This is a genomic window from Pseudomonas peli (genome assembly GCF_900099645.1).
GTDB lineage: Bacteria > Pseudomonadota > Gammaproteobacteria > Pseudomonadales > Pseudomonadaceae > Aquipseudomonas > Aquipseudomonas peli.
This window is the reverse complement of record NZ_FMTL01000004.1, coordinates 1-22,028: the sequence shown is the minus strand read 5'-3', so window position 1 is coordinate 22,028 and position 22,028 is coordinate 1. Positions and strand designations below refer to the sequence as shown.

General features: G+C 59.1%; 22 protein-coding genes, 4 pseudogenes and 1 riboswitch. Of the genes and pseudogenes, 15 read left to right on the top strand and 11 right to left on the bottom strand.

Going from position 1 to position 22,028, the window contains the following annotated elements:
- Positions 1–6: 6 nt before the first annotated feature.
- Positions 7–240 carry a hypothetical protein gene (locus tag BLO50_RS17240; RefSeq protein WP_090255238.1) on the bottom strand — a complete coding sequence of 78 codons (234 nt, stop codon included), beginning with the start codon at positions 238–240 and terminating at the stop codon, positions 7–9.
- A 231-nt stretch (positions 241–471) separates the two neighbouring features.
- Between BLO50_RS17240 and BLO50_RS17235 the strand changes: the two genes are divergently transcribed.
- Positions 472–1,056 carry a YajG family lipoprotein gene (locus BLO50_RS17235; RefSeq protein WP_090255237.1) on the top strand — a complete coding sequence of 195 codons (585 nt, stop codon included), beginning with the start codon at positions 472–474 and terminating at the stop codon, positions 1,054–1,056.
- Positions 1,057–1,121: 65 nt separating this feature from the next.
- On the opposite strand, the gene BLO50_RS17230 is transcribed toward BLO50_RS17235, so the two are convergent.
- Entirely contained in the window at positions 1,122–1,328 is a 207-nt protein-coding gene (locus BLO50_RS17230) for a hypothetical protein (protein ID WP_090255234.1), read from the bottom strand.
- A gap of 273 nt (positions 1,329–1,601) precedes the next feature.
- Between BLO50_RS17230 and BLO50_RS17225 the strand changes: the two genes are divergently transcribed.
- Positions 1,602–1,889, top strand: a complete 288-nt coding sequence (locus BLO50_RS17225) for a hypothetical protein (protein WP_090255232.1) — start codon at positions 1,602–1,604, stop codon at positions 1,887–1,889.
- 63 nt (positions 1,890–1,952) lie between these two features.
- Here BLO50_RS17225 and BLO50_RS17220 read toward each other — a convergent pair whose 3' ends face one another.
- Positions 1,953–3,119, bottom strand: coding sequence for a 1-acyl-sn-glycerol-3-phosphate acyltransferase (locus BLO50_RS17220; protein ID WP_167354477.1), 1,167 nt, complete (start codon positions 3,117–3,119; stop codon positions 1,953–1,955).
- Between the two features lie 128 nt (positions 3,120–3,247).
- Between BLO50_RS17220 and BLO50_RS17215 the strand changes: the two genes are divergently transcribed.
- From BLO50_RS17215 to BLO50_RS17205, 3 genes are read left to right on the top strand one after another with little or no spacing between them, the layout of a single operon-like run.
- A complete protein-coding gene (locus tag BLO50_RS17215; protein ID WP_090255227.1) occupies positions 3,248–3,430 on the top strand; it encodes a CPXCG motif-containing cysteine-rich protein in 183 nt (60 codons plus the stop codon).
- A complete protein-coding gene (locus BLO50_RS17210) occupies positions 3,430–3,690 on the top strand; it encodes a putative signal transducing protein (protein ID WP_090255225.1) in 261 nt (86 codons plus the stop codon). The genes BLO50_RS17215 and BLO50_RS17210 overlap by 1 nt, the downstream gene beginning before the upstream one ends.
- A 59-nt stretch (positions 3,691–3,749) precedes the next feature.
- Entirely contained in the window at positions 3,750–4,367 is a 618-nt protein-coding gene (locus BLO50_RS17205; protein WP_090255222.1) for an SOS response-associated peptidase, read from the top strand.
- Positions 4,368–4,430: 63 nt separating this feature from the next.
- On the opposite strand, the gene BLO50_RS22370 is transcribed toward BLO50_RS17205, so the two are convergent.
- Both BLO50_RS22370 and BLO50_RS22365 read right to left on the bottom strand, forming a co-directional pair.
- Complete coding sequence (locus tag BLO50_RS22370) at positions 4,431–5,273, bottom strand: methyl-accepting chemotaxis protein (RefSeq protein WP_372239961.1); 843 nt, start codon at positions 5,271–5,273, stop codon at positions 4,431–4,433.
- Positions 5,274–5,288: 15 nt separating this feature from the next.
- A pseudogene (locus BLO50_RS22365) lies at positions 5,289–5,453 on the bottom strand (HAMP domain-containing protein); the annotation flags it as partial.
- Between the two features lie 1,291 nt (positions 5,454–6,744).
- Here BLO50_RS22365 and BLO50_RS17195 point away from each other — a divergent pair.
- Positions 6,745–7,557, top strand: a complete 813-nt coding sequence (locus tag BLO50_RS17195) for a M48 family metallopeptidase (protein WP_090255218.1) — start codon at positions 6,745–6,747, stop codon at positions 7,555–7,557.
- Positions 7,558–7,611: 54 nt separating this feature from the next.
- On the opposite strand, the gene BLO50_RS17190 is transcribed toward BLO50_RS17195, so the two are convergent.
- The 4 genes from BLO50_RS17190 to BLO50_RS17175 form a co-directional block, all read right to left on the bottom strand.
- Complete coding sequence (locus tag BLO50_RS17190) at positions 7,612–8,055, bottom strand: ketosteroid isomerase-related protein (protein WP_090255216.1); 444 nt, start codon at positions 8,053–8,055, stop codon at positions 7,612–7,614.
- Between the two features lie 105 nt (positions 8,056–8,160).
- Positions 8,161–8,745, bottom strand: coding sequence for a TMEM165/GDT1 family protein (locus BLO50_RS17185; protein ID WP_090255215.1), 585 nt, complete (start codon positions 8,743–8,745; stop codon positions 8,161–8,163).
- 76 nt (positions 8,746–8,821) lie between these two features.
- A riboswitch (yybP-ykoY riboswitch) is annotated at positions 8,822–8,960 on the bottom strand.
- A gap of 30 nt (positions 8,961–8,990) precedes the next feature.
- Entirely contained in the window at positions 8,991–9,989 is a 999-nt protein-coding gene (locus BLO50_RS17180; RefSeq protein WP_090255213.1) for a class I SAM-dependent methyltransferase, read from the bottom strand.
- A 28-nt stretch (positions 9,990–10,017) separates the two neighbouring features.
- Positions 10,018–10,983, bottom strand: a complete 966-nt coding sequence (locus BLO50_RS17175) for a 2-hydroxyacid dehydrogenase (RefSeq protein WP_090255211.1) — start codon at positions 10,981–10,983, stop codon at positions 10,018–10,020.
- Between the two features lie 82 nt (positions 10,984–11,065).
- Between BLO50_RS17175 and BLO50_RS17170 the strand changes: the two genes are divergently transcribed.
- Complete coding sequence (locus BLO50_RS17170; RefSeq protein WP_090255209.1) at positions 11,066–11,695, top strand: LysE family translocator; 630 nt, start codon at positions 11,066–11,068, stop codon at positions 11,693–11,695.
- Positions 11,696–11,757: 62 nt separating this feature from the next.
- On the opposite strand, the gene smpB is transcribed toward BLO50_RS17170, so the two are convergent.
- Positions 11,758–12,240, bottom strand: a complete 483-nt coding sequence (gene smpB / locus BLO50_RS17165; RefSeq protein WP_090255207.1) for an SsrA-binding protein SmpB — start codon at positions 12,238–12,240, stop codon at positions 11,758–11,760.
- Positions 12,241–12,406: 166 nt separating this feature from the next.
- On the opposite strand from smpB, the gene BLO50_RS17160 reads away from it, so the two are divergent.
- The 6 genes from BLO50_RS17160 to BLO50_RS17135 all read left to right on the top strand — a co-directional run bounded on the left by BLO50_RS17160 (position 12,407) and on the right by BLO50_RS17135 (position 19,581).
- Positions 12,407–13,810, top strand: a complete 1,404-nt coding sequence (locus BLO50_RS17160; RefSeq protein WP_090255205.1) for a sodium-dependent transporter — start codon at positions 12,407–12,409, stop codon at positions 13,808–13,810.
- Positions 13,811–13,844: 34 nt separating this feature from the next.
- On the top strand, positions 13,845–14,297 hold the full coding sequence (locus tag BLO50_RS17155; RefSeq protein WP_090255203.1) for a type II toxin-antitoxin system RatA family toxin: 453 nt from the start codon (positions 13,845–13,847) through the stop codon (positions 14,295–14,297).
- A 139-nt stretch (positions 14,298–14,436) separates the two neighbouring features.
- Complete coding sequence (locus BLO50_RS17150) at positions 14,437–15,585, top strand: tyrosine-type recombinase/integrase (protein WP_090255201.1); 1,149 nt, start codon at positions 14,437–14,439, stop codon at positions 15,583–15,585.
- The gene (locus tag BLO50_RS17145; RefSeq protein WP_090255199.1) at positions 15,585–17,261 is read left to right on the top strand and encodes a hypothetical protein; all 1,677 of its coding nucleotides are present in this window, start codon (positions 15,585–15,587) and stop codon (positions 17,259–17,261) included. The genes BLO50_RS17150 and BLO50_RS17145 overlap by 1 nt, the downstream gene beginning before the upstream one ends.
- Entirely contained in the window at positions 17,258–19,156 is a 1,899-nt protein-coding gene (locus BLO50_RS17140; RefSeq protein WP_090255197.1) for a site-specific integrase, read from the top strand. Before BLO50_RS17145 ends, BLO50_RS17140 begins: the two co-directional genes overlap by 4 nt.
- Complete coding sequence (locus BLO50_RS17135) at positions 19,153–19,581, top strand: TetR family transcriptional regulator C-terminal domain-containing protein (RefSeq protein ID WP_090255195.1); 429 nt, start codon at positions 19,153–19,155, stop codon at positions 19,579–19,581. Before BLO50_RS17140 ends, BLO50_RS17135 begins: the two co-directional genes overlap by 4 nt.
- Before the next feature lie 356 nt (positions 19,582–19,937).
- Here BLO50_RS17135 and BLO50_RS17130 read toward each other — a convergent pair.
- Positions 19,938–20,354, bottom strand: a pseudogene (locus BLO50_RS17130) (integrase core domain-containing protein); the annotation flags it as partial.
- Between BLO50_RS17130 and BLO50_RS21715 the strand changes: the two are divergent.
- Together BLO50_RS21715 and BLO50_RS17120 are read left to right on the top strand one after the other, a co-directional pair.
- Positions 20,354–20,467 (top strand): annotated as a pseudogene (locus tag BLO50_RS21715) (IS5/IS1182 family transposase); the annotation flags it as partial. The pseudogenes BLO50_RS17130 and BLO50_RS21715 overlap by 1 nt on opposite strands.
- A 633-nt stretch (positions 20,468–21,100) precedes the next feature.
- Positions 21,101–22,028: pseudogene (locus BLO50_RS17120) on the top strand (IS3 family transposase); the annotation flags it as partial.

Here is a 22,028-nt window from a genome sequence, read left to right as displayed (position 1 = left end):
CGCCGGTCAGGCTGCCAGCGTTTGCCGCACGCGCAGGCATGGCGTGACCTGGGCAGTTCTGGCGCTAGCGGGCAGCGGTCGATTGAGCCAGCTCAGGCAGCTGTGTTGCACCTCAATCCAGCCGGAGCCTTGTGGCGCCTGGGCTGACTGGCGCAGTGCGCGGCAGATGCCTTGCGCATCGACCAGGGCAAATGAGCGCATCGAAGGGCGTGGGGCGAGCAGGTTGCGCAGTGAGAACATGGCGAATCACTCACGAACAGGGAAGACTAAAGTCTTATGCCTGACGTGGGTTACAGGGGTGTTACGGGAACCAGTAAGCGCGATAAGCGTCCTAGGTTCTGTCGCCGTTTCATCGCGAGCCGCATTGCTGTGAGAAATGGCAGCAGACCCTGGCAAGCAGCGCTGTCAGGCATTTGCCGCGCTGGTTATACTGCGCGCCACTTCTACCCCCTTATGTATGGAGAGTTGAGCATGCTGCATCGTCTGCTGTTTGGTCTGGTGGCTGTTGCCAGCCTTACTCTGGTGGGTTGTGCCCACAGCCCGCAACAACTCAGCCCACAACCCAAGCTCAATAGCCCGCTGACCGCTGTTGGCCAAGGCCAGCCGGTGGTGGTGCGCGTAGCCGATGGCCGTCCTTCGCCAGTATTGGGAACTCGCGGTGGTCTCTACCCGGAAACCAGCGCCATCAGCGTGAGCGGCCAGGATATCCTGCCCAAGCTGCAGGCCCAGGCTGAAGCGGCTGTACGCTTGCTCGGCTTTACCCCAAGCGCGAATGCCTACAACGCGCCGCAGCTGACCCTGACCCTGGCCGAACTGAAATACCAGTCACCGAAAGAAGGCATGTACGTAACCGAAGCTGACATGACCGCGACTTTCCGCGTTGATGTGCAGAACAGCAGCCGTCGCTACAGCGGCCGTTACGGCGCCTCGTTGAACCAGCGCTTCGGCATGGCGCCGAATCAGGCGACCAATACCAAGCTGGTTGGCGATGTGTTGAGCGACGCCCTGACCCGCGCCTTCAAGGACCCGACCATCGGCCAGATGCTCGGGCAGTAAGCCATATCGCTGTAATCAAAAAGCCCGGATTGATCCGGGCTTTTTTATATCTGTGCTGCTGACTTTCAGGCGGCTTCGCTATAGAACTCGGGCAGGCTCATGCCCGTGCGTGCGTCGATGTCTGGCAGGGCGTAATGCTCGTGGCCGCCCATGGCGCAATAGATCAGCCAGTGGTCGTCCTGCACATTGAAAGATAGCCCGTTTACGACATCGTCCACCTCATCCAGCGAGTCGATCAGGTAATCGCGGTCTTGCGGTTGGGCATGCAGCATGGTGTGTTCCTCCATGGATGTTTAAAACCTGTCGCCGTGCTTGAAGCCTTTTTGGCCAGAGCGTTGGGACGAGTGTTAGACCATAGTCTACGAAGATGACAGTGTTTAGACCGCTTGGTCATAGTGACTGCGATTCGTCGGAATCGATCCGCGAGTGCTGCAACCTTCGGTAGACTCCGCGACCGTATTTGGGCTGCCCGATCGTGCATCGGGTGTGCTGCTAATTAGGCGCGATGTTGGTCGCATGCCTTATAGACGTAGTAGAGGTCGAGGATGTCGTTGCAAGCGCTTTGGTTGCTGATCGAAGGTCAGCCTGGGCAGTGGCTTAATGGGCTGGCGCTGTTTTTTGCCTTGGCCGGCGCCTGGTTGCTGTTGGCTACCCGTCTGCGTGAGCAGCGTGCACAGGCCCGCGTGTTGGCGGGTAATGAGTTGAATGAGCTGGCGGAGCAGGCCTACGCCTGTGATGAACCTACATGGCGGCTGAATCAGTTTTTCGTCCGGTTTGGCTCTGTCTGCCTGGGGTGCGCCTTGCTGCTTTCCTGGCTTAGCACGCGGCTGTAACACGCCCTCCGCAGCAATAAAAAACGGCAGCCATGGGCTGCCGTTTTTATTGCTGCGGTTTGCCTAAAGCGGCAGGCCAGCCTTGATCCGGTACTGGTTACGCACCGGGTTGGCGTATTGCAGAATCAGATAGGGCTGCTGCTCGCTCGGGCAGTTGGCCAGGCGCCGCTGCCATTCACTCTTGGCCGCACTTAGCTCCTCGGCAGGAAATACGTCTGCGGCGCTGGGTACGGCCAGTTCCGGGTCGCGATCCGCCCACATGGCGTAGGCCAGGTAATGCACAGGAAATAGCCGGTAGCCGGTGAGAATCTGCCTGTCCATTTCTGCAGCCAGCAGTTTGCTGTCTTCAATCCCTTGGCTGACCGGCGCACCGAAGTGCACATGCACGCGACCTTTGTAGCCCGTAATGCCGAGGGCAATGCTCTGGTCATCCTCGCCCGCCGCTTTGGTGTAGCTGCCGCTGCTGGCGCGGATAAACAGCTCGCGAGCCTTGGCTTGGTCGCAGGGGTCGTACTCGTAGCTGATCGACACCGGCGTCAGGCGCAGGGCATTGATCACTTCGGCGAATGGCTCACCCTTGCGGCTCATATGGAACATCTTGAGGATCGCCGAATCGGTACGGTCATCACCATCCTTGGCGCGGCCTTCGGCCTGGGCGATCCAGATCGACTCGCCATCATTGCGGATCGAGTGATTGATGTATGCCGACAGCAATTGGTAAGCCGCCAGCTTCTCGCGCCGTCCGCTGATCGAACGGTGCACGATAAAACTCTTGTTCAGGCGCATCAGGTCGCTGACAAAGGGCTTCTGCAGCAGGTTGTCGCCGATGGCGATGCGCGGCGTGGGCAGGCCAGCGTGGTACACCGCGTAATTGACGAACGCCGGGTCCATGACGATATCGCGGTGGTTGGCGAGGAACAGATAGGCGTTGCCGGCTTGCAAGTGTTCGATGCCGGAATAGCTCACGCCATCGGTGGCCTGCTCGATGGTGCGATCGACATAGCTCTCGATGCGCGTCTGTAATTGCGCCACTGAACTCACGTCGCGAAACTCAAGACGCAGGCGATAGGCTATAAGTGGTTTAAGCAGCCAGCCTAGCGAAGACGCCAGGCGCGGGAAGCGGAACTGAGTGAGAATGCCGAGAAATGCATCGTCGGCCAGCAGGCGCGCCAACACGGCAGGGACTTCGGCGTCGGCGTAAGGTCGGATGGCATCGAATTCGCCCATCATGCTCTCTTGTTGTGGGTGGCTGTGGAGATGCTCACTGCGCTGAACGTCGGGCGTGAGATTGAATAACACGCGACTGCAGGGCCAGCTATAGACCGGCGATTATAACGCCAAGTCACAAGGAGGCAGCGATGCTGGAAAGTCAGGACTACCAATGTCCTTATTGTGGTGAGCAGGCTGAGGCTTTGCTCGACCTGTCGGCAGGCGATCAGGAGTACATCGAAGACTGTCCGGTGTGCTGCCGGCCGATTGTGTTTTCGCTGCTGACGGATGGCGAGGACTGGAGCCTGGACGTGCGCGGGGAGAATGATTGATGCAGCGAATCTACGAGCCGCAAGACCTGATGGAGGGCGAACTGCTGCTGGGTATGCTGGCCAGTGAAGGAATCGAGGCCTACCTCACGGGGCAGCACTTGGCCGGCGCCGTGGGCGAATTGCCGGCCTGTGGTCTGCTTGGTGTGATGGTGGAGGATGACCACGCGCACCGCGCGCATCAGCTGATCGCCGCGTACAATGCTGCCCTGCCGCTGCCCGGCGATGAGCCGGATGTCCTACAAGGTACGTTGCTCTGCTGATTGCGGTCTGCAGCGCTTCTGCCCTGCGGCCTTTCCTTCAAGTGTTATCGAGTTTCCCCATGTGTGGACGTTATGCGCTGTTCCGTTGGACGCCTGCATTTGCGGCGATTCCCGGTTTTCCTTCTGATCAGTTACCGCACTGGAGTATTTCGCCGCATAGTCAGGTGTTGCTGCTGCGCAATGTCGAGGGCGAGCGCCAGTTGACGCGTGCACGCTGGGGGCTGACCCCACCCTGGCTGACGGATCTGACCAAGACCCCAGCCCAGGCGCGAGCGGAAACCCTGGCGGAACAGCCGATGTTTCGTGAGGCGTTTCGTCTGCGCCGCGGCCTACTCCCAGCCAACGGTTTTTATGAGTGGCGTGGCACCGCGCGTAAGCGCCCGTACTGGCTTACGGGTGATGCCACGCCGCTGTATTTCGCCGCTTTATGGGAGGCCTATCCGGTGGAGGGGTGTGTCTATTTGAGCGCCGCAGTGGTGACTCAGGCGGCTGCTAACCAGCGCCGCCCGCTGATTCTCGATGACGCGGGTCAGGCGGCCTGGTTAGCTGCCGACACACCGGCTGTTGAGTTGCAGGCTTTATTGGTGAGCCCGCAACCGGCGCTGCGTGAGCGGGTGCTGGCCAATCTGATCAATGATCCCAAGCTGGATGCGCCGGAGTGTCTGACGCCAGCCTAGATTATTAACAAGGTGCAAAAAAGGGCGGACTGCATAGCAGTCCGCCCTTTTGCTTACGCGTAGTCAAACCTTGAACTGATTGATCAAGCGACGTTGCTGCTCGGCCAGTTGGGTCAATTCGGCGCTGGCCTGGCTGGCTTCATCAGCGCCACCGGCCACTTCATTGGCCACTTGGCCAATGTTGGTGACGTTACGGTTGATGTCTTCGGCCACCGCGCTTTGCTCCTCGGCGGCGCTGGCGATCTGCGTGTTCATGTCATTGATCACCGAGACCGCCTGTGTGATGGACTCCAGTGCCTCAGCGGCCTGGCTGGCCTGCTGCACACTGACCTCGGTCTTGCTCTGGCTGTCTTCCATGACCGTGACGACATCGCGAGTGCCTTGTTGCAGTTGCTGGATCATGGTCTGGATTTCTTCGGTGGCCTTTTGAGTTTTCTGCGCCAGATTGCGCACTTCATCGGCTACCACGGCAAAGCCGCGACCCTGTTCGCCGGCACGGGCGGCCTCGATGGCAGCATTGAGTGCCAGCAGGTTGGTTTGCTCGGCAATCCCTCGAATGGCGACCAGGATGGCGGTGATGTTCTCGCTATCCTTGGCCAGCGTTTGCACCACGGTGACCGCGCGACCAATTTCTTGTGCCAGGGCGGCAATTGCCTCGGCGGTGTGTTGCACTGTCTGTTTGCCTTGATTGGCGGCGCGGTCTGCATGGTTGGCGGCTTCGGCGGCATGGGTGGCGTTGCGTGCCACGTCCTGGGCGGTCGCGGTCATTTCATGTACGGCGGTGGCGACCAGCTCGATCTCCGCCAGCTGCTTCTGCACGCCCGTGTTGGTGCGGATGGCGATGTCGGCGGTGTGTTCGGAAGAGTCGCTGACTTTCTGCACCGAACTGACCACCTGAGTAATCATGCTTTGTAGCTTACCGAGGAAGGTGTTGAAGCCCCTGGCGATATCGCCCAGTTCATCGCTGCGGTTCACGTCCAGGCGGCGGGTCAAATCGCCATCGCCCTGGGCAATGTCGTCAAGCATGACCACCATCTGTCTCAGTGGGCGGGCGATGCCATAGCCGACGAACCAGATCACCAGCATGCCAAGGCCTGCAACCAATAAACCCACCAATGCCATGCCCAATGTATCTGCTTCGGCCTGCTCAGTGAGGCCGGCCTGCAGCTCATTCAGGTCCGCAAACACGGCACTGGTTGGCAGAACGATGGCCAGGGTCCAGCGTGTTGAGGTGCCAGCCACTTGGAACGGCAGCAGCAGTTGGAGTAGTTGGCGCTCTTCGTCGAGTTTGTTGATCGGCTGCTCATTGCTGCTCTGCTTGAGCTGGCTCAGCAGCTCGGCATCAATCGCCTTGCTTGCCGGCTGGCCAATCAATGTGGCGTCCTGGGTTGCGGCGATCAGGGTGCCGTTGGATGCAATCAAGGCCAGTTCCCCGGCGCCGTCATACAACCCGGCCTTGGCGGTTGTGAGCAGCTCCTGAATAAAGTCCAGGGCCAGGTCGTTGCCAGCAACGCCGCGGAATTGGCCATTGACCATGATCGGCGCGTTGAAGGCGGCAACCAGCACCTGCTTGCCGCCAAAATCGTAGGAGGCTGGGTCAATTACGCAGGGTTTGCCAGTTTCCTTGGGGCACAGGTAATACTCGCCTGTGCGCACCCCGGTGGGTTGAATTTCTTCACTTTCCATTTGCTCAACAGTCAGTGCGTCGAGCTTGATTTGGTTACCTTCTCGGTACCACCAGGGCATGAAACGGCCGGTGTTGTCGTACCCATTCTCTTTTTGGTCAACATACAGGTCGTCGTCCTGGTCGAACGCATTCGGTTCCCAGCCGATATAGAGGTCGATGAGTTCTGGGTTGACCTTCAGGTACTCACTGACCAGTTTGCTCAGTTCCTCGCGAGTCAGGCTGATACCGGGGCTGCCATCGGCACTGGCCATCTGGCTGTTGAGGGTGGCCAGGGATTTGGCAACGGTCATGGGGCGTTCGAATTGGCGCTGCAGTTGGCCAACCTGGGCTTGAGCCAGAGCGTTCAGGCGCTGATCGATCACTGTTTCGAGCAGCGCCTGGGTGCGCTCTTGCACCTGGGTCTGGGTGCGCCCCCCGGCGAACAGGGCGTAGAGTACCAATGCGACGATAACAGCCAGGATGCTGGCCCCCGCCATAAGCGCAACGGAAGACTGGATCGATTTGAATCGCATAGGGACTCCTCAACTACGGGTTACACCTGTCCCTGGTATATCGGCTGTGTAGCTTCAAAGCATTAGCTCGATTCTGTGATTTAGCAACGTGTGCGGCGGCCTATTCTGCAGCGCCTGCGGGTTGTGTTGCCCAGGTGCACGGCCTAGCATACGGTCCCTGTCGTGAAGGAGAACTGACATGAATACCCCATTTCGTCTGGCCGCTTTGGCGCTCTGCAGTCTGCTGACGGCCTGCCAGGCCGTAAACACCACCAGCGGCGGCGCTGTCGGTGTCGAGCGTAAGCAGTACATGTTCAGCATGCTCTCGACCCAAGAAGTCAATCAGATGTATGCGCAGTCCTATCAGCAGACCCTGGGTGAAGCCTCCAGTAATGGTGTGTTGGATAAAACCAGTAACAATGCCAAGCGCTTGCGCACCATTGCCGACCGTTTGATCAAGCATGCCCCGTTGTTTCGCCCGGATGCGGCGCAGTGGCAGTGGGAGGTCAACCTGATCAAAAGCCCTGAGCTGAACGCCAACTGCGGCCCAGGTGGGAAGATCATTTTCTACAGCGGGATCATCGAAAAGCTCAAACTCACTGACGATGAAATCGCCGCGATCATGGGGCACGAAATGGCCCACGCACTGCGCGAGCACAGCCGTGAGTCCATGTCCAAAGCCTATGGTGTTGAACTGGCCAAGCAGGGCGCCGGTGCTTTGCTGGGGTTGGGTTCCGACAGTTTGGCGCTCGCCGACGCCGCCGTGCAGTACGGCATGATGCTGCCAAACAGCCGTGGCAATGAGAACGAGGCGGATCTGATTGGCCTGGAGCTCGCAGCCCGGGGTGGCTACAACCCCAATGCTGCGGTCAGCCTGTGGCAGAAGATGGCCGCCGCCAGTGAAGGTTCGCCACCTGAGTTCATGAGCACGCACCCGTCATCCAATAGCCGTATCGCGTCTCTGCAGGCAGCTATTCCCAAGGTGATGCCGCTGTATGAGCAGGCACGCTAATCCGCGTTAAGCAAAAAGCCCCCAAATGGAGGCTTTTTATTGGGTGTTTGTTGATCAGGGCAAGGCTTTGGCCGCAAAGGGTTGGGTGGCCAGGCCCAATTGTGAGCGGAAGCTCTCCATGTCAAACATGGTGCAGATTTCCTGAATTTCATTAGTGGAGGTAATGGTCCAGAAGGCCATGGCTGAGATGCTCAGCACCTTGTCACTGGGCGGGTAGCCGAGTGCGGGTTTCTGGATGGTGCCGATCAAGGTGCTCCAGGTGACCACTTTGTTGCCTTCGGCGATGCACTCCTCGATCACCACCTGCAGGTCCGGCATGGCATGGCGGATGTCCTGCACCATCTGGGCAAAGGCAGAGCTGGTCAGCGGTCTGCCAATAAACGAACTCTTATAGAGAAAGTCTTTGCTGTGCAGTTGTTCCGCCAGCGCCGTGCGGCCTTTGTTCCAGGACAGGTCGATATGGTGGCGGACCAGTTTTTTCCGATCATCCAGTGACATGTGCGTCTCCCTGACGGCTGTGTGGGCAGAATGTTGCGCACTGTAGCAGCCGCCTGGAAGCCGAGGTATTGGCCGAAACGCCAGTCTCCTGGCGTCAACTAGCTGTCAGACAAATCCGCTGAATTTCAGTGCCTGGTACACCGCATACACCGCCAACGCCGCAAATGCACAGGCGGCCACACGGCGGATCAGTGTCAGTGGCAGGCGTTCCGCCGCGAAGTTGCCGGCCAGTACCACTGGCACGTTGGCAATCAGCATACCCAGGGTTGTGCCAATGACCACCAGAACAAAGTACGGGTACTGCGCGGCCAGCATCACCGTAGCGACCTGGGTTTTGTCGCCCATTTCCGCGAGGAAGAAGGCAATCAGGGTGGTCAGGAACGGTCCGTAGCGCTTGAACTTGGAGCTTTCGTCGTCATCCAGTTTGTCTGGGATCAGTGTCCACAGGGCCACAGCTACAAAACTGGCGGCGAGAATCCAGCTCAAGGTGGCGGGGGAGAAGAAGCTGGCAACCCAGTTGCCGATGGCGCCGGCCGCAAAATGGTTGGCCAGGGTGGCGACCACGATGCCCCAAATGATGGGCCACGGTTTGCGAAAGCGCGCAGCCAGCAGTAAGGCGAGCAACTGCGTTTTGTCGCCGATTTCGGCCAAGGCCACGATAAAGGTGGGGACAAACAGGGATTCGAGCATCAGGCTTTCCTAAAGGGGCGGGTCAACATGGCTATGACACGTACAGCCTTCCCGCCCCGGGTAAGGTGTGCGTGTCATAGGTCTTGTCAAACCGCAGGCCACCACTGGGTGGGCCTTGGGTCGCACGCGCCATGCTCTGCTGAGCAAGTATGTTGACGCGTGCCGGGCGAGCTGGCGCTCGCGGGAGACTACTCCCCTAGGACGCGCGCATTTTGCCCGCGCATCCTTGATAGGGCAAGTCCCGTTTAGCTGTTGCTGGCGCGGTAGATGCGAAAGCCTTTGGCGTCGGCCAGGGTCTGGCAGGGGCCGAGGTGCTGTTCGATCAGTGGTGGATACTTGAGAAAACTGTTGGCCACCAGGCGCAATTCGCCATTCGTAGCCAGATGCTGGCGGGCTTGGCGCAGCAGGTGCTCGGTGGCTTGGTAGTGGGTGTGTACGCCTTGATGAAAGGGTGGGTTGCTGAGGATGGCACTCAGGCCCGTGGGTGCCGCATCAATGCCGTCGCCATTGATCACGTCAGCCTGCAGGCCATTGGCTGCAAGAGTCAGGCGGCTGCTTTCGACGGCAAAAGCGTCCACGTCCAGCAGGGTGATCTGGCTGTCTGGGTAGCGGCGTTTCAGCGCCGCGCCGAGTACGCCGGCTCCACAGCCGAAATCCAGAATATGTCCGCTGGGCAAGCCATCGAGGTGTTCAAGCAGCAGCGCACTGCCTACGTCCAGGCGACCATGGCTGAATACGCCCGGCAGGCTAAGGACTTGCAGCGGTCCGTCGGTCAGGGCCAGTTCGTAGCGTTGTGCCAGGCTGTGCAGGTCCGGCGCGGCGGGTGCGTACTCAACCCGTACTTGCCAGAGCTGGCAGTGCCGCGCGCTGTCTAGCTTGCGTGCTTGGCCGAAGTTCGCCAGCTGCTTGGCGGCGCGCTCAATGCCGGCACGTTTTTCACCGACCAGAAACAGTTCGCGGCCATTCAGGCGCGCCGCCAGGGCATTGAGTAGGTATTCGGTCAGCTCGCGGGACTTCGGCAGAAACAGCACGGCTGCCTGGAAGGCACGCTCACCAGGCTGGGTGCCAAAGTGGCAGCGATTGCTGAAGCGGGCGTCCAGCAGCGCGTGTTCGCCGGCATGCCAGCTCCAGCCGTGGGCCTCGGGGAATTGACCGAGCAAGTCATCCGCCGGCAAGCCGGCAAGCAGCAGTGGGCCGTTGAATAGATCGGCCTGGCGCAGCAGTACTTCGCTTCGCGGGTCCATAAGCGCTCCTCGAAAAAAGTCGCGTAGCTTAGCTGACTACGCGGATGGCTGCGCCGTTGAAGAAGGCCAGCGCGTTTTCGCTGAGCTGGCCGACGATGCGTTGCCGCGCTTCGCGGCTGCCCCAGGCGCTGTGCGGGGTGATGATCAGCCTAGGGATATCGGCAGCAAGCAAGGGGTTGCCATCTTTCGGCGGCTCCTGGGTCAGCACATCGGTTGCAGCGCCGCCCAGGTGGCCGGCGCGCAGCGCGTCGGCCAGGGCCTGTTCGTTGATCAGGCCGCCGCGGGCAGTATTGATCAGAAAGGCCGTGGGCTTCATCAGGCTGAGTTCGCGGGCGCCGATCAGGTTCAGGGTGTCGCTGGTCAGTGGGCAATGCAGGGTAAGCGCATCGACCTGAGGCAGCAGCTCATCCAGTGGCAGACGGTCGGCACGCGCATGGCGGCCGGGCAACTGGCCGAGCAGTACTCTCATGCCGAAGGCTTCGGCCAGTTTGGCCACTGCGCCGCCCAGCTCGCCATGGCCAAGCAGGCCGAGGGTTTTGCCGTGCAGTTCGACGATCGGGTAATCGAGCAGGCAGAACTGCTGCGCCTGCTGCCAGCGGCCGGAGCGAACGTCCTGTTGGTAATCGGGCAGGCGGGTGGCCAGCGCCAGTAGCAACATAAGAGTGTGTTGCGCCACCGAGGGCGTGCCGTAACCCTGGCAGTTGCTCACGCTGACGCCGTGGGCGCGTGCGGCAGTCAGGTCAATCGGGTTGGTGCCGGTGGCGGCAACCAACACCAGCTTCAGCTCCGGGCAGGCGGCGAACACTTCGGCATTCAGCGGCACCTTGTTGCTGATCGCCACCTGCGCGCCCTGCAGGCGTTCGATGGTTTGCGCCTGGGTGCTGTGTGGATACAGCTGCAGGTCGGCAAAGCAGGCGCTCAGGCTGGACAGGTCGAGGTCGCCCAGGTCGAGTGAGCTGTGGTCGAGAAAGACGGCGCGGTGACTGTAACTCATCAGCTGTATCTATCCTGCGGGTTTGGGCGGGGAGTAAGGTGGCGAGCCTAACAGAATCATTTCGACGTCGCGGAGCCGCCCCATGTACTGGACCGAGTTTTTAGCTGTGGCCCTGATCCACTTGCTGGCCGTAGCCAGCCCTGGCCCGGATTTCGCGATTGTGGTGCGCGAAAGTGTGGCGCACGGGCGGCGTGCCGGCATCTTCAGTGCGATTGGCGTGGGCTGCGGGATTTTTATCCATGTGGCCTATTCGCTACTGGGTATCGGCTTGATCGTGTCGCAGTCGATTGTGCTGTTCAACGCCCTCAAGTGGCTGGCCGCGGCTTACCTGCTGTATATCGGTATTCGGGCATTGCGGGCCAAACCGGCAAGCCCGAGCGATGCCGAGTTGAGCCTGGATGAAGGTGAGCGCTCGCCGCGTGCAGCCTTTGTGGCGGGCTTTGTAACCAATGGCCTGAACCCCAAGGCCACGCTGTTCTTCCTCTCGCTGTTTACCGTTGTGATCAACCCTCATACGCCGCTGCCGGTACAGGCGTGCTACGGCGTTTATCTGGCGGTGGCCACGGCGCTGTGGTTCTGCATGGTCGCTCAGTTGTTCAGTCATCAGCGGGTGCGTGCCGGTTTTGCGCGGATGGGTCACTGGTTTGATCGGTTGATGGGGGCGGTGCTGGTGGGATTGGGCGTTAAACTGGCGTTTAGCGAGTTGCGCTGAGTCGAGCGCAGTAACAAAAAACGCCCCGCATTGCGGGGCGTTTTCATTAGTGCAGAGTCGATTTACTCGTCTTTGCCTTTGCTGCGCATCGCGCGCTGCACTTCGCGGTCGGCGTCGCGCTCTTTCTCGGTGTGGCGCTTGTCGAAGTCCTTCTTGCCTTTGGCCAGGGCAATTTCGCACTTGATCAGGTGCGCCTTCCAATAAATCGACATGGCCACGCAAGCGTAGCCTTTCTGCTGGACGGCGCCGAACAGCTTGTCCAGCTCGCGTTTATTCAGCAGCAGCTTGCGGGTGCGCGTCGGGTCAGCGATCACATGGGTGCTCGCTGCCGTCAGAGGGGTGATGTGGCAGCCCATCAGCCAGGCTTCGTCGTTTTTCAGCAGCACATAGCTGTCGACCAACTGAGCTTTGCCGGCGCGCAGACTTTTCACTTCCCAGCCAGCCAGGACCAAGCCTGCCTCGAACCTGGATTCGACGAAGTAGTCGTGCATCGCCTTTTTGTTTTGCGCGATGGTGCCTTGCGGGTGTTTCTTTTGTTTAGCCATAGGGCGCGCATTATAGGGAGTCACTGGCGCGGGCGCTATGTGTACGGCAGGGCAAAATCGGCTCTGCTTAGAGGCTGGGCTCTGCGCGGTGTCGGCTGTGCTTGAGCCGCCCTGGCGAATCCCCGACAATGCGCGATCTTTTTTCAATAGAGCAGGCTAGCCGAACATGGCGAACGATAAGGTTTCGATACACGGCGCCTGGGCCAGCCGTTGGGTGTTTATTCTGGCTGCGACTGGTTCGGCTGTTGGCTTGGGCAATATCTGGAAGTTCCCCTATATGACCGGCATGTACGGCGGCGGGGCTTTCGTGATGATGTACCTGGTGTGCATTTTTATGGTCGGCTTGCCGATCATGCTCGCCGAAACCCTGATCGGTCGGCGCGGCCGGCAGAGCCCGGTGAATACCCTCAAGACCCTGGCCATCGAGTCGGGTGCTTCGCCGAAATGGTCCTGGGCAGCGCTGATGGGCATGATCGCGGCGTTGCTGATTCTGTCGTTTTATAGTGTGGTCGCCGGTTGGTCGCTGGATTACATCCTCAGCATGGGCGGCGGGCAGTTTGCTGGCGTGAGTGCCGAAGGGGCTGGCGCGGCGTTTGGTGCGCTGACGGCGGACCCATGGCGGCTGACTCTGTGGCATACGCTGTTTATGCTGCTGACCGGCTTTGTCATCGCACGTGGCGTGGTGGCCGGCCTTGAGCGCAGCCTGCGCATCATGATGCCGCTGCTTTTCGTGCTGCTACTGGTGCTGCTGGGTTACAGCATGACCACCGGGCACTTTATGCAGGGCTTTCACTTTCTCTTCGATTTCCAGCCGGACCGCGTGCTCGATGGTGTGCTGGCCGCCATGGGCCATGCATTCTTTACCCTAAGCGTCGGTGTGGGTTCGATCATGGTCTACGGCGCTTATATGCCGAAGAACGCCTCGATTGGCGGCACAATTCTCACCGTCGGTATTCTCGATACCCTGGTAGCTCTCACTGCTGGTATGGCGCTGTTCCCCATCGTCTTCGCCGGTGGTCTGGAGCCTGGCGCAGGGCCGGGTCTGATGTTTGTCACCTTGCCGGTGGCGTTCGGCAATATCGCTTTTGGCCAGGTGATGGGCACGCTGTTCTTTATACTGGTGCTGATCGCTGCCTGGACCTCATCGATCTCCATGCTGGAGCCGGCGGTGGCCTATTTGGTCGAGCGCACCAAGCGCAGCCGGGTGCTGGTCACCAGCGTGCTGGCGTTCCTCTGCTGGGTAGTCGGTATGGGTACGGTGCTGTCCTTTAACCTGGGGGCTGAAGCTAAGTTCTTTGTTTTTGGCGAGGATGGTTTCCACCTATTCCAATGGGGCGCCGAAGGTGGGCGGAATTTCTTCGACACCATCGACTACCTGACCAGTCGTATTCTGTTGCCGCTCGGTGGCCTGGCGTTCGCCCTATTCGCCGGCTGGGTGCTTAAGCGTGAAGCCGTGCGCGAAGAGCTGGCGATAAAAAGCCCGCTACTGTTCAACGTGGTGTACTGGTTGATTCGTGTGGTCGCGCCAATTGGCGTGCTGATCGTGTTTGTCGCAGAGCTGAGCAAATGATCGCCTGCATCCTGTTTAACCAAGTGGTTGGGTTATGAGCACTCATATTCAGCGTTCGGCGCTGTTGCCTTATCCCGCGCGGGCGCTGTTTGATCTGGTCAATGATGTGGCCAGTTACCCGCAGTTTCTGCCCTGGTGTTCGGCCAGTGAAGTGCTTGAGGTCAGCGATACGCATATGCGCGCCAGCCTTGCGGTGGCTAAAGGTGGCTTGAGCCAGCGCTTTGTCACGGCCAACACCCTGGTGCCGGGCGAGCTGATCAAGCTGACTCTGGTCGAGGGGCCGTTCACCCAGTTATATGGGCATTGGGAGTTCAAGGCGCTGGGCGACAAGGCATGCAAGATCAGCCTGGATCTGACCTTCGACTACGCCGGGCCTCTGGTGCGCGCGACCCTCGGGCCGCTGTTCAATCAGGCCACCAATACTCTGGTCGATGCTTTCTGCCAAAGGGCCAAGCAACTCTATGATCCGGTGCTTGGCAAGCGTTAGATTGAATCTATAGTAGAAACAAGCCCTTATAAAATCATAGGTATGGTGCCGAGAAGGTGCCCTTGGGCCGATCTTAAGGCCCTCACTCTGTAAGAGCAGACAAAGGGGTTGGGCGTCTGGTCAGTGCAGGGGAAGTCAGATGGAGCTTGTGTGGGCTACTGAAGATTTGGTGATCTCCGGGCAACCCTATCCGGGGTTCCCGATTCTGCTTTGGGCTTCGATGGAAAGCTGTGGCCCCGCCAACCAGTTCTTTCGTCACTATCTTCTTCGCGGGGCAATTGGTTCAAAACGATCCTGGCCCAGCACCGGACGTGCTCTATTCGACTTTTTCAGCTTTCTTCAGGCCCATGAATTGGACTGGCGCGACGTTGATCGTGGCGAGGCCAAGAGTCTTGTGGCGGCTTATCGAGACTACTGCCTGGGAGAGTCCCAGCTAGCCCCTAGCACTACTCGCCAGCGCCTGCATTTCATCTGCAAATTCTACGAGTACGCCCTGAGCCAGAAATGGGTTTACCGCCTGCCCTTCAGTTATGAAGAGCGCAGAGTGAAGCGCGAAACAGGCTTCTTCGCTCATATCGATGCCAGTGGCGGCAAGGTCATGGCAAACGATGTCATGCCGCGCGTCCGCAAGGTTCTGCCCAAATTCCTGAGCATGGCCGAGATAAAGGCGCTCCTGGCCGCTGCAGAGAACCCCCACCACCAGATGATGATGCGCCTGGCACTGCATATGGGGCTACGCCGTGAGGAAATCGCCACCTTCCCGGTGACCTATGTCTTTGACCCGGCCAAGCCGGTACGAACCGAGCTGAACCTGCGCATTCACCTTGATCCGTTCGATGGCACCGGTATGGTGACCAAGGGCAGCAAGCCGCGAAACATATACGTAAGCCGTCGGTTTATGGCCGAACTCTACCGCTATGTGTCGAAAGTGCGCGGCGCGCGTGCCTCGTTGAGCAAGACCCCGGAAAAGGCGCTGTTCCTCAATCAGCTCGGTGAGTCCTATGGCGAGGGCGGCAAGAGCCTCAACCGGATCATCAGTAATGCTGGTAAACGGGCTGGAATCAAGGTTCATACCCACATGCTCCGGCACAGCTACGCCACCCATACGCTGGTCAGCCTTCAGCGCAACCGGGTCACCGGGATAGAGCCATTGGTGTTCGTTCAGCGGCAGCTCGGCCACAGCTCGATTCAGACGACCATGGTGTACCTGCATCTGGTCAACGAGCTTGCTGACGAGGCGGTGCTAGCCTATGACGACGAGCTGAACGCACTGGCAGGGCTGGTCTGATGGGCAAGCGCAAGATATTCGCTCGGACAGATCTCAGCGTCCCAATGGTCGAGCACAGCCATGACGCAGCGGGGAATGTGGTCGTTCTGCCCGAGGCCATCCCCCCGAAGAGAACCAGGGTCGAGTTCGGACGTAACGCCACTTTACGGCGATTCTGCGACTTTGCTCGCTGGTATGGTGCCGGCATCGATACCATTACTTATGCATGCCAGCGTCAGATCGAACGCTTCCTTGCCGGCCAGGAGGGCGCGGTTGCGCTCAGCACGGTTGCTGGCTACTGCAATGGGCTGGGCTATTTCCTCGACTACTGTATGCTCCGGGCGACGGCTTTTGGCCGTGAACTGGCCCTAGCCGACCTGAATCGCGAACTGATCGACGGCTATCTCGGCCATCTAGCCGGGCTGAACGTGGCGACTACCGCTCAGAAGTCATTCTACTCGCACACCAAACCCACGCTGCTTGCTCTGGGACGGCGTGGGTTGTTCCCCCTGATCGCATCCGGTGATGCCGCCACCTTTCCGAGCAACCCTTTCCCCAACATTGGCCGTAAACACAAGGGTGAAACGGCGCTTTCCAAGCGCGAGCGGCAGGCGTTCGTCGTGGCGCTGCGGCAGGCGATTAAGCCGCTCTGGGCCGACGATGCGTCACCGACCAGTGAATTGTTGGCCGTCGCCCTGCTGATCGTGGCGCTGCACACCGGGTGCAACACAACGCCGCTGCTGGAAATGGATCGCTACTGCCTGCGGCCCCACCCCAAAGAGAACACCGTATTCTTAGTGCTCTGGAAACGCCGCGGTTACAACTCCAACAAAGTGGCCCTGCGCGCCGATTCGGACGTCGAGCGCCTGCTGGAATCCACGCCGAGCGTGAGAGTGAGCGTGGAGCGTCTTATCCGCCGCGTGATGGCTCTCACTGACCCGCTGCAAGGTGACGCCCCTGAAGACCTCAAGGGTCGCGTGTGGCTGTACCGCTGCAGCGGAAGCAAGGTTGTCGGTCAAGTCACGGGGTTGAGTAGCTCCATGTTGTTCTTGGTGATAGAGCGCCTCGTGGCCGAGCATGGTCTGACCAACACCGACGGCAAGCCGTTGCGGATTAACATCTCTCGCCTGCGCAAGACCTTCGCCAATCGCATTTTCGAACTGACCGAGGGTGACTTGGTCACCACCGCTGCCGCACTCGGCAATACCCCACAAGTAGTCGACCGCAACTACTTGGCACCCGGCGAGGACGCCCGCCGTAACTGGCGGTTCATGGGCGAGGTTTTGGTGAAGGAGTTGCTGACTCGGAGCATCGGAGCGACCTACTGGAAGACCCCCATGGGTCGCTGCTCCGACCCGATGAACGGCCAGTACGCGCCGAAGCGCGAGGGAGCGACCTGCATGAACTTCATGAACTGCCTGCGCTGCAAGCACTACGCGGTGACCGCCGAGGACCTGCACAAGCTATTTAGCTTCTACTTTCGTGTGCTGGCCGAACGCTCGCGCATGGACAAGCGGCGTTGGGCGCGGGAGTACGCTCACATCCCCCGCTTGATTGACCATTACATTGTGGCCGAGGGGCTGCGGCGGAAAACTTTCAAGGCGGCTGCCGTGGAGGCCGCGCGCGAGCTTGCACGCAGCAAACCGCACCCGTTCTGGTCGGTTGACCTGGTCTCCACCCTTGAGGTCTTTGCATGAGCGACAATACTCTGGCAGCACTACCCTTGGCGTACCTTAACGGTCAGCCCGACGATGTGCGTGGATTGCCCGCAACCGAACGTGACACGCTTATCGTCAGCGCCACAAAGGTCGATGGGCAGTGGGTCATCCTCAGCCACTATGGCGAAGACACTTGGCAGCTCAGCGGCTTTACCAGCAACATTCAGACTAGCAAGAAGCGGCTGAACTTCAGCAAAGTGCCGCCGGCGTTTCGGGCGGTGATGAAGGCCATTCTTTACCGCTACCTAAACCGTGGGAATCACGGGTGGGGCAGGCCGAAAGGCGGGGCAGTGAAAAACTGTTTTAGTAATGTATTGCCATTCCTACACTACTTGGAGGCGCTCAAGCTCGACCATCTTGGGGAGGTGACGCCGATGGTCTGCGCGACCTATGTTGCGGCCTGTAAGGAACACCGTCAGACGCGCCAGCACAAGGGGAAGCTGCTGTCGCAGGCTGGGCTACATAACCGTTTCAGGGGCGTCGAAGCACTATACGAACTCAGCCAGTACACCGACGACCCAATGCCACAGCCCCCGTGGCTCGAGACTTCCGCAGCGGCGATGGCGGGGCTTACGGGCAGCAGTTCCCACCGTAAGCAGGGCGGCAAGACGCTGCTGATACCGGACGATGTGTTCTGCACCCTGTTCGAGCGGGCCTCCCTGCATGTCGAGAGTGGCCCGCAATTGCTTGATCTGCGGGATGCTCTAGGTGCTGTCACGTCGCAGCGGAATGGACAGTCGGTATCATCCATTGTTCATGCGAAGAGATGTTACTTGAACTCCCTTGGTTGGGCGGGCGGTCTCAGGGCATTCAACAAGGCGCTGGGCGACCTTCGCACGGCCTGTTACATCGTACTGGCCAGCACCTCCGGGTGCCGCAACCACGAGCTGGCTAACTTGCAATCCAATGCGCACCACCGCACCGAGGATGATGATGGCAACGTGTACCACTGGATGCGCTCGTGTTCGGACAAGACAGATATAGGCGTGCACGACTGGATGATCCCCGAGGCCTCCGTGCGGGCATTGCGCCTGATGGGGCGCTGGGCCGTGCCTTATCAAGCCATGATCGCCTCCGAAATTGGGAGGCGGCGCCGCGCCAACCCGCATGATCCGCAGATCACCGAGGCGCAAAAGCACCGCCATGCGCTCTTTCTGGGTGTGAGCCCGGGAGACGGCAATCAGGTACGCACGCTTTCCGGCTGGGCATGGAACTCAAACCTCAAGTCATTCGCTCAGGACTGCGAGCTGAGCTGGAGCCTCAGCAGCCACCAGTTTCGCCGCAAGTTCGCCAACTACGCCGCGCACAGCAAGTTCGGTGACCTGCGCTACCTCAAGGAGCATTTTGCCCACTGGTCGCTGGATATGACCTTGGGTTATGGGATGGATGAGACTTGGGGTCAGCACCTGGATACTGACCTTTTCATGGACATTCAGGACGAGTTGGAGGACATCAAACTTGGCGTCGTCGATACTTGGCTGGGCAACGAACCACTCTCGGGTGGCTATGGCCGCTCGCTCAAGGAATGGCAGCGCGAGCCCCAGAACCTGCTTATTTTCAAGGACCGCGGATCGATGCTGAAATCCATCGCTGAGAGCACAGCGATTCGCAGCAACGGTCACGCTTGGTGCACGGCCGACAATGACGGCTGCATCGGTAATACACTTGAGCGCACCCGCTGCGGCGACTGTGACAATGCTGTGATCGGTCGCGGCCATGCACGCATCTATCATCATCTTTATAACAATTTAAAGGAACTACTGCATTGCCCAGATATCGGCGAAGGTGGCCGACAGCGTCTTGAACGTGACCTGAATCGATGTCGGGATGTGTTAGCCCAGCTGGGGATCGCGCCAGAGACTCTGATCGCATGAAGCCAACCGATAAGAAAGCCAACTATAAGCCGGCTGAGGATCGTGAAAAAGACCTACGGCTCGCGCTTTTCCGCATCCAGAAAGGCCGTGCTCACTCAGGGGAGACTAAGGTCACCATTGCCGCTGTCGCGCGGGAGGCAGGCGTCTCGACTGCCCTGATCCACAACCACTATCCCCTCATCGCCGAGGCGATACGAGAGGTTCTGGGGCGCTCGAGCCGTGCCTCACGCGATGGCAAGCGCCAAGACTTAATTGCCGAGCGCAAGAAGTCCTCAGCGTACCGTCACGAGCTCGAGGAGTTGCGAGCCAGGATCGCCAATCTCGCGTCTATCAACGAAGTGCTGCTGGACGAAGTGCGTGTACTTAAAGATAAGCTGAGCGATCTCAAAATAGTCGATCTGGCTACTAAGAAGTCGATTAAATAAATTGGTTTCGCATGGTGCGCAAGTGGAACTATCAGAACAGTCACTTTCACTTTGCAGGTAATTAATAGCATCTGACTTAACCTGCAGACTCACTTGATGAGTCTCCAAATTATTGATAGCGCACCACATAGCCGTGAGGATTGCTGGTTTTGGTTTGTTCGCTTGGTAGAGGCAACGAGGGGCGAACGCCTGGTAATCGAAGACGGCTCTATGCGGCATTATCAGCCTCAAAAACTGTTGCTGTGAATGCTGTCTGATCAGGCCCTGGCGTATAGTCGATGACCGCTCTTGGCCGATTCTTTTGAAAAAGTTCCGCTGCGCCCGGCGATTTTCAAGGTAGTTGTCGCGTGAGCGTGTCACGCTGCCTTTGATGTTTGCTGCAGTACCGCTTCCCGCTCCGGGTTCAGGCACACGATTGGTGCCAGCACCCAGTTCCTGATGTTGCCGCTCCAGCGCTCCGGGTGCCGTGCACGCGCCGCCTCGTACAGCTCGATACGCTTGCGCAGCAACTCTTCCGCCTGGCCAGTATGTCGCTGCGCCGGGGTCACGAACTTCAGGGCGCTGTGGCGATGTTCATGGTTGTACCAGGCCACGAAGCTGTTCACCCAGTTCCTGGCCTGCTCCAGCGTGTCGAAGGGCCGCTCCGGCCACAGCGGGCAGTACTTCGCCGTGCGGAACAAGGCCTCGGCATAGGCGTTGTCATTGCTCACCCGCGGGCGGCTGAACGAGGGCATCACACCCAGGTTCTGCATGGCCGCCAGCATGGTCGACGCGCTTCCGTGGTCTGGCGAAGAACACCGCGCAACTGGTGACACTGTTTGCGCTGTCGAATCTGTGGATGGCACGCCGATACTTACTGAGCAATACGGGAGAGGTGCGCCTGTAGTGCGGGGAATGGCTGCCGCGAGGTGCTCGCGACGGCGAAAAACACAGAAATGAGCGGATGACCTGATCGTTTTTGATCGAGTTGCCGCTTTCAAAATCGGCGGGGGCTGAAGTCAGCCAGAAATACATGGCTACTTCAGACCATCCCTAGCGGCCAGCTCAGCGAGTCATGGTTTGTCGCAAGGCGGAACCGTGATTGTTGAGCACGGCGGTGGCTGCCGCAAAAGCTCTCCGCCAGGGCAGTGCTGTCACATGGACAACAAGGCAGGGAGTGTTCACTGCCACTGAGTTTTCACCTTGGTAGATAAAGGCCGGTGGCGTGCTGTGGTACCGGCCACAGTGCCTGCATGAATTTCGGTTTAACCTAGGCTACAGTCACTTCTGCACTCACATTACAGCTGGCTAGGACGGCCAGACTTTCGAAAGGAACTCGATCATGCCTATTCTTCGCTACCTCATTGTCTCCCTTGCTTCTGCTTTAGTGGCTGCCTATGCAGCCCTTTGGTATGCCTCTCCTGCGCCTATTGAACAATCTCATGTCGTGACTTTGCCCCCACTAACAGTGCAAGAACTGAATCGCCCCTAGTTTCGTAGACACCTCTAGGCCTCATAATACGGCCCATTAGGAGGTGCCATGAGCAACCCGCGTTATCCCGAAGAATTCAAAATCGAAGCAGTCAAACAGGTGACCGAGCGAGGTCTTCCGGTGGCTGAGGTAGCTGCTCGTTTGGGCATGTCGACACACAGCCTTTATGCCTGGGTGAAGCGCTACAGCAAGCCTCAAGAGCAGCGGGCGCAAGAAGACGACCAGCATGCTGAACTGCGTCGTTTGCGTGCTGAACTCAAGCGCGTGACCGAAGAGCGAGACATCTTAAAAAAGGCCGCCGCGTACTTTGCCAAGGAGTGCGGCTGAAGTACGCCTTCATCAATCATCTATCCGCAGACTATCCGGTTCGCCGTCTGTGCCTGACTCTAAAAGTACATGCCAGCGGTTACTACGCCTGGCTGGCAGAGCCGAAGTCGGCGCGAGCCAAGGATGATCAGCGGCTGCTAGGCCTGATCAAGCATTCGTGGCTAGAGAGCGGTGGCATCTACGGTTACCGAAAAATCCATGACGATCTGCGTGAGCTTGGCGAACAGTGCGGCAGGCACCGAGTTGCTCGATTAATGCGTCAGGAAGGACTGCGTTCGCAGACGGGTTACCGGCGTCGACCGGGTCGTTATGGTGGCAAGCCTCCAGTCGCTTCGCCGAATCATCTTGAGCGTCGATTCAACGTCACCGAACCCAACAAAGTCTGGGTCACGGACATAACCTACATCCGCACCTATGAGGGTTGGTTATTTTTGGCGGTGGTGCTCGATCTGTTTTCACGGCAGGTAATTGGCTGGTCGATGAAGCCGCAGATGACCAGCGATCTGGCTATTGATGCATTGCTGATGGCCGTTTGGCGGCGTAAGCCCAAGCAGGAAGTGATGATTCACTCAGACCAGGGTAGTCAGTTCAGCAGTGGTGACTGGCAGAGTTTCCTAAAAGCCAACAACTTGCTTGGAAGCATGAGCCG

Coding starts and splice junctions, on each gene's coding strand:
- BLO50_RS17240 (WP_090255238.1), bottom strand. CDS start 240: ATGTTCTCACTGCGCAACCTGCTCGCCCCACGCCCTTCGATGCGCTCA.
- BLO50_RS17235 (WP_090255237.1), top strand. CDS start 472: ATGCTGCATCGTCTGCTGTTTGGTCTGGTGGCTGTTGCCAGCCTTACT.
- BLO50_RS17230 (WP_090255234.1), bottom strand. CDS start 1,328: ATGCTGCATGCCCAACCGCAAGACCGCGATTACCTGATCGACTCGCTG.
- BLO50_RS17225 (WP_090255232.1), top strand. CDS start 1,602: ATGTCGTTGCAAGCGCTTTGGTTGCTGATCGAAGGTCAGCCTGGGCAG.
- BLO50_RS17220 (WP_167354477.1), bottom strand. CDS start 3,119: ATGATGGGCGAATTCGATGCCATCCGACCTTACGCCGACGCCGAAGTC.
- BLO50_RS17215 (WP_090255227.1), top strand. CDS start 3,248: ATGCTGGAAAGTCAGGACTACCAATGTCCTTATTGTGGTGAGCAGGCT.
- BLO50_RS17210 (WP_090255225.1), top strand. CDS start 3,430: ATGCAGCGAATCTACGAGCCGCAAGACCTGATGGAGGGCGAACTGCTG.
- BLO50_RS17205 (WP_090255222.1), top strand. CDS start 3,750: ATGTGTGGACGTTATGCGCTGTTCCGTTGGACGCCTGCATTTGCGGCG.
- BLO50_RS22370 (WP_372239961.1), bottom strand. CDS start 5,273: ATGATTACTCAGGTGGTCAGTTCGGTGCAGAAAGTCAGCGACTCTTCC.
- BLO50_RS17195 (WP_090255218.1), top strand. CDS start 6,745: ATGAATACCCCATTTCGTCTGGCCGCTTTGGCGCTCTGCAGTCTGCTG.
- BLO50_RS17190 (WP_090255216.1), bottom strand. CDS start 8,055: ATGTCACTGGATGATCGGAAAAAACTGGTCCGCCACCATATCGACCTG.
- BLO50_RS17185 (WP_090255215.1), bottom strand. CDS start 8,745: ATGCTCGAATCCCTGTTTGTCCCCACCTTTATCGTGGCCTTGGCCGAA.
- BLO50_RS17180 (WP_090255213.1), bottom strand. CDS start 9,989: ATGGACCCGCGAAGCGAAGTACTGCTGCGCCAGGCCGATCTATTCAAC.
- BLO50_RS17175 (WP_090255211.1), bottom strand. CDS start 10,983: ATGAGTTACAGTCACCGCGCCGTCTTTCTCGACCACAGCTCACTCGAC.
- BLO50_RS17170 (WP_090255209.1), top strand. CDS start 11,066: ATGTACTGGACCGAGTTTTTAGCTGTGGCCCTGATCCACTTGCTGGCC.
- smpB (WP_090255207.1), bottom strand. CDS start 12,240: ATGGCTAAACAAAAGAAACACCCGCAAGGCACCATCGCGCAAAACAAA.
- BLO50_RS17160 (WP_090255205.1), top strand. CDS start 12,407: ATGGCGAACGATAAGGTTTCGATACACGGCGCCTGGGCCAGCCGTTGG.
- BLO50_RS17155 (WP_090255203.1), top strand. CDS start 13,845: ATGAGCACTCATATTCAGCGTTCGGCGCTGTTGCCTTATCCCGCGCGG.
- BLO50_RS17150 (WP_090255201.1), top strand. CDS start 14,437: ATGGAGCTTGTGTGGGCTACTGAAGATTTGGTGATCTCCGGGCAACCC.
- BLO50_RS17145 (WP_090255199.1), top strand. CDS start 15,585: ATGGGCAAGCGCAAGATATTCGCTCGGACAGATCTCAGCGTCCCAATG.
- BLO50_RS17140 (WP_090255197.1), top strand. CDS start 17,258: ATGAGCGACAATACTCTGGCAGCACTACCCTTGGCGTACCTTAACGGT.
- BLO50_RS17135 (WP_090255195.1), top strand. CDS start 19,153: ATGAAGCCAACCGATAAGAAAGCCAACTATAAGCCGGCTGAGGATCGT.